The following is a 5,317-nucleotide window of genomic DNA, read 5'->3' as shown; positions in this document are numbered from 1 at the left end:
CCGCGGGCCTGCGCCACCGACGCCGCGAACACCTGTAGCGGGACGGTCGACAGGAGGGGCTGCAGAAGTGTTGACACCGACGGAATTTCGATCAAGTGGTCGGCATACGGGCGGACGGTGTCGTCGCCCTCCTCGGCGATGACGATGGTGACCGCGCCGCGCGTCTGGATCTCGCGGATGTTGGACAGCAGCTTGGCGTGCAGCGTGGCCTGCCCCTTGGGCGAAGGCATGATGACGATGACCGGCAGGTCGTCCTCGATCAGTGCGATCGGGCCGTGCTTGAGCTCGCCGGCCGCGAACCCCTCGGCGTGCATGTAGGCCAGTTCCTTGAGCTTGAGCGCGCCTTCCAGCGCCACGGGATAACCGACGTGGCGGCCCAGGAACAGCACCGTCGAGGACTGAGCGAACCGGTAGGCCAGGTCGGCCACCGGCCGGATCGTCGCAAGCACGCGGGCCACCAGGTCGGGCATCGCCTCCAGCTCACGGTATTCGCGCTCGACCTCGTCGGGGTACTTGGTGCCGCGGGCCTGCGCCAGCGCCAGGCCGACCAGGTAGTTCGCGGTGACCTGGGCCAAAAAGGTCTTGGTGGAGGCCACCCCGATCTCCGGCCCGGCACGGGTGTAGAGCACCGCGTCGCACTCGCGCGGGATCTGTGAGCCGTTGGTATTGCAGATCGCCAGCACCTTGGCCTTCTGTTCCTTGGCGTGGCGCACCGCTTCCAGGGTGTCGGCGGTCTCCCCGGACTGCGAGATGGCGACCACCAGCGTGCTGCGGTCCAGCACCGGGTCGCGGTAGCGGAACTCGCTGGCCAGCTCCACCTCCACCGGCAACCGGGTCCAGTGCTCGATCGCGTACTTGGCGAGCAGCCCGGAGTGGTAGGCGGTGCCGCAGGCGACCACGAACACCTTGTCGACATCGCGGAGTTCCTGGTCGGACAGCCGTTGTTCGTCCAGCACGATGCGGCCGTCGACGAAATGCCCGAGCAGGGTGTCGGCCACCGCGGTGGGCTGCTCGGCGATCTCCTTGAGCATGAAGTACTCGTAGCCGCCCTTTTCGGCGGCGGCCAGGTCCCAGTCGATGTGGAACTCGCGGGCGTGGGCGGCGTCGTCGTTGCCGTCGAAGTCGGTGATCCGGTAGCTGTCGGCGGTCAGCACCACGGCCTGGTCCTGGCCCAGTTCGACGGCCTGGCGGGTGTGCGGGATGAACGCCGCCACGTCGGAGCCGACGAACATCTCGCCGTCGCCGATGCCGAGCACCAGCGGGGTGGACCGCCGGGCGGCGACGATCGTGCCGGGCGCGTCGGCGCTGGCGAACACCAGCGTGAAGTGGCCCTCCAGCCGGCGCAGCACGGACAGCACCGACGCGACGAAGTCACCGGCCGTGTCGCCGTGGCGGTAGGCCTGCGCCACCAGGTGCACCGTGACCTCGGTGTCGGTGTCGCTGGAGAACTCCACCCCGGCCGCCTCCAGCTCCTGGCGCAGGGCCGCGAAGTTCTCGATGATGCCGTTGTGAACGACGGCGATCCTGCCGGCGGCGTCGCGGTGCGGGTGGGCGTTGCGATCGGTGGGGCGGCCGTGGGTGGCCCAGCGGGTGTGGCCGAGGCCGGTGGTGCCGGCCAGCGACGCCTCCGAAGACGCAGCCATGTCGGCCACCGCCTGCTCCAGGTTGGCCAGCCGGCCGGCGCGGCGGCGCACGGTGAGCCGGCCGTCCGCGTCGACCAGGGCGATGCCCGACGAGTCGTAGCCGCGGTACTCCATCCGGCGTAGCGCGTCTATGACGACCTCGTGGGCGGGACGCTGCCCGACGTAGCCGACGATTCCGCACATCCGTACCAGGGTAGTGCAGCGCCCCTGTCGGGGTAGTGACGCGCGCGGGGGGCGCAGCGTACCGATGCCCCGTATAGCGCGGTCGGCGCCGCGCCGTAGCCGGTGCGGCTGGGTTCATATCGACCCCATGAAAAGCGTGCGTTCGTCACCTGATGTATTTCCGACGTTTTCGGCGGCGTCATCGAACGCGTGCCGCTCGGCCCTTACCGTGCGAAATATCAGCGAATGCCGGCAACTAACGACACCGTCGAATGAGCGGCACTATGCAGGTGACGCTCCGCGGCTGGGCGCCAGCGCTGCGGACATGCCGGAAACAGCGGAAAGGACGACGGAGTTGACGCCCACCTGACCACGAACGCGCGGGTTTTATGCGATCCGGAAGTCTAATCACACAGCGTTTCAACGCCTATCGAGTAGGTCATCGTACATCACCCGGTAACCGAGTTTTTACCGTGAGTTTCGCCGGCCGACATCGGCGCCGGCGACCCGGCGGCGCAGATGCCACACCGGGCGCCATTTCCGACGATTTGTGTTCAGCAAATGTTTTGCGACACGCAAACTCCTGATGGGTCATCGCAATCAAATGCAAATGGAGAATTTCGCAGCGGATCGCGTCGAAACGGCCACCGGTCCGCGCTTCGAGGAGAGAACCATGACTGCTGCGCTCTACGACGAAGTCCCGTGCACCGAAAAGGCCCCGGCGTTTCCGCGGGCGCACCGGCGATCGCCGATCGTCGGCGGCGGTGACCCGCTGGTGGACGCCACCGCGCGCGTGTTGAGCATTCCGCTGCGCCAGCTCTACGCCGCGCTGTGGCGGGTGGGGGTCATCGAGGTGCTGGCGTAACGACCGCCGAGGCGCCCGGGGCAGCGCCGCGGTGCGCTAACGTCGACGGGTGGCCCGCATCCGCAAGCTCGTCGCGACCCTCAGCCGCCGTGGCCCGCATCGGGTTTTGCGCGGTGACCTGGCCTTTGCGGGCCTGCCGGGTGTGGTGTACACCCCCGAGGCGGGGCTGAACCTGCCCGGCGTGGCGTTCGGTCACGACTGGCTCACCGGCGCGGCCCGCTACCACGGACTGCTGGAGCATCTGGCGTCGTGGGGCATCGTGGCCGGCGCCCCGGACACCGAGCGTGGCGTGGCGCCGTCGGTGCTCAACCTGGCGTTCGATCTCGGTACCGCGCTCGACATCATGGCGGGGGTCCGCCTGGGGCCGGGCAAAATCAGCGTCCACCCCGCCAAGCTCGGCCTGGCGGGCCACGGGTTCGGCGGGTCGGCCGCCGTGTTCGCCGCCGCCGGCATGGCCGGTATGCCGGGCGAGCCGGCCGGTGCGGTGGCGGCGATCTTCCCGACGGTGACCAGTCCCCCGGCCGAGGAGCCGGCCGCGACGCTGAAGGTCCCCGGCCTGATTCTGACCGCGCCCGGAGAACCCACGTCGCTGAACTCCAACGCGCTGGCACTGTCGCAGGCATGGAAGGCGGCCACGCTGCGCATCGTCCGCAAGGCCGAACCCAGAGGGCTGGCCGAGGGCAGGCGACTGCCCAAGGCCTTCGGGCTGGGGGGCTCGCACCGGCGCACGCAGCGCTCGGTACGGGCGCTGCTGACCGGATACCTGCTCAGCACGCTTGGCGGTGACAAGGCCTATCGCGCGTTCGCCGACCCGGACGTGCACCTACCCAAGACGGACCAGGTGGACCCCGAGGCCCCGCCGGTTTCGCTGGAAGAAAAGATTGTCGCGCTGCTGAAATAGCGCGGGCCGCCGCAGCGGGCCGCGGCGCTCGTGGTATCTGTCGTGGGTGCGCATCGGGATCGCTCTGGACTATTCGGGCGGCTTTCACCAGGCCGTCGACCGCATCGTCGAACTGGAGAAGTCCGGCCTCGACATCGCGGTGGTGGCCGAGGCATATTCCTTTGACGCCGTCAGCCAGCTCGGGTACCTGGCCGCCAAGACGGAAAGCATCGAGTTGGCCTCGGGTGTGGTTCCGCTCTACATCCGGACACCCTCGCTGCTGGCGATGACCGCCGCGGGGCTGGATTTCGTGTCCGACGGCCGGTTCCGCCTGGGCATCGGCACCTCCGGTCCCCAGGTGATCGAGGGGTTTCACGGTGTGGAGTTCGACGCCCCGTTGGGCCGCACCCGGGAGGTTGTGGAGATCTGCCGGAAGGTGTGGCGTCGCGAACGGCTGCAATACGCCGGCAAGCACTACCAGATCCCCGTCCCGCCGGATCGGGGCACGGGACTGGGCAAACCTCTTCAGCTGATCAATCACCCAGTGCGCGAAAGCATCCCGATCACGATCGCCGCGCTGGGACCTAAGAACGTGGAGCTGACCGCCGAGATCGCCGAGGGCTGGCAGCCGGTCTTTTACCTTCCGGAGAAGGCCGCGTCCGTGTGGGGCGAGGCGTTGGCCGCCGGTGCCGCCAAACGCGATCCCGCTTTGGGGCCGCTGGACGTCATGGTCCACACGTCGCTGGCCATCGGTGACAACGTCGAAGAGCGGCTGGACTGGGTGAAGCCGCAGCTGGCCCTCTACCTCGGCGGGATGGGCGCCCGGGGCCGCAACTTCTACCACAACCTCGCCACCCGCTACGGGTTCGGCGAGGTCGCCGACCGGATTCAAGAGCTGTATTTGTCCGGTCGCAAGCGCGAGGCCACCGACGCCGTGCCCGACGAGTTGGTGCGCGGGATCTCGCTCGTCGGCCCCCGCGGTTTCGTCGCCGAACGCCTGGCCGCCTTCGCCGAGGCCGGCGTGACGACGTTGCTGGTCAGCCCCGTGAGCGCCGATCCGGTGGAATCGGTGCGTCATGTCGAGGAGCTGCTCGAGCTGCGACCCTCCTGAACTCCTCACCGGCCCGCCTGCGGCAGCTGGTCGGCAGCGATCTCACACGGCGTTGACGCCTCGTCCACCGCGGGCGCCGGTACATCGAGGGGCTGCGCCACCGGCGCGGCGGGCGGCGACCCGGCGGCCGGCGCCGGTGCATCGGCCGGTGGGACCTGGTCGACAGGTGGAGCCTGCTCACCGGGTTGGGCCTGGTCACCGGCTCGAGTCAGATCGCCGGACTGGTCGTCGTCGTCCTCGCGCGTCTGGTCGACGTCTTCGATCTCGTCGCCGTGGGTGTGCTCGTCGGCGCCATCACCCCCGTGGTCGGGGTGGAAGGGATCGCCGATGCCGGAGGGGTCCGCGGTGCCCAGTGCGTCGTCGAGCGCCGACGGGTCGGCGAGCTGACCGGCCGGACCCAGCAACCCGCTCATCGCCTCCACGATCCGGCCCGCGAGCCCGCTCAAACCGCCCAGATCGCCGCCCAGACCGCCGGCGGGCGCACCCGCAGCGTCACCGAGCGCGGCTCCCCAGTCCGGGACCGGCGCCACGGGCGCCGCGGCAGCGCCCTGCGGCGGGTCGGCCGGCGCCATGGGCGCCGCGGCAGCGCCCTGCGGCGGCTCGGCGGGCGCCATGGGCGCCGCGGCAGCGCCCTGCGGCGGCTCGGCGGGCAGGGA

At 69.9% G+C, this 5,317-nt stretch carries 4 protein-coding genes and 1 pseudogene; 3 read left to right on the top strand and 2 right to left on the bottom strand.

The genetic code is table 11. From position 1 onward, the window contains the following. Window positions 1-1,826: glutamine--fructose-6-phosphate transaminase (isomerizing) (glmS, locus tag AC2VOR_RS16750; protein WP_486964156.1), on the bottom strand; the 1,826-nt coding region annotated here is incomplete at its 3' end. A 652-nt stretch (window positions 1,827-2,478) separates the two neighbouring features. On the opposite strand from glmS, the gene AC2VOR_RS16745 reads away from it, so the two are divergent. From AC2VOR_RS16745 to AC2VOR_RS16735, 3 genes are read left to right on the top strand one after another with little or no spacing between them, the layout of a single operon-like run. Beyond that, entirely contained in the window at window positions 2,479-2,670 is a 192-nt protein-coding gene (locus AC2VOR_RS16745; RefSeq protein WP_369740356.1) for an Rv1535 family protein, read from the top strand. Window positions 2,671-2,719: 49 nt separating this feature from the next. Continuing rightward, a complete protein-coding gene (locus AC2VOR_RS16740) occupies window positions 2,720-3,571 on the top strand; it encodes a dienelactone hydrolase family protein (protein WP_369740358.1) in 852 nt (283 codons plus the stop codon). A gap of 46 nt (window positions 3,572-3,617) precedes the next feature. Further along, window positions 3,618-4,661 (top strand): LLM class F420-dependent oxidoreductase, encoded by a 1,044-nt coding sequence (locus AC2VOR_RS16735; protein WP_369740360.1) that lies wholly within the window; start codon window positions 3,618-3,620, stop codon window positions 4,659-4,661. A 5-nt stretch (window positions 4,662-4,666) separates the two neighbouring features. Here the strand turns inward: AC2VOR_RS16735 and AC2VOR_RS16730 are convergent. Beyond that, window positions 4,667-5,317, bottom strand: a pseudogene (locus AC2VOR_RS16730) (hypothetical protein); the annotation flags it as partial.

This window comes from Mycobacterium sp. TH-M103, assembly GCF_057473785.1.
The sequence above is the reverse complement of the archived record's forward strand: the minus strand, read 5'-3'. Positions and strand labels throughout refer to the sequence as shown.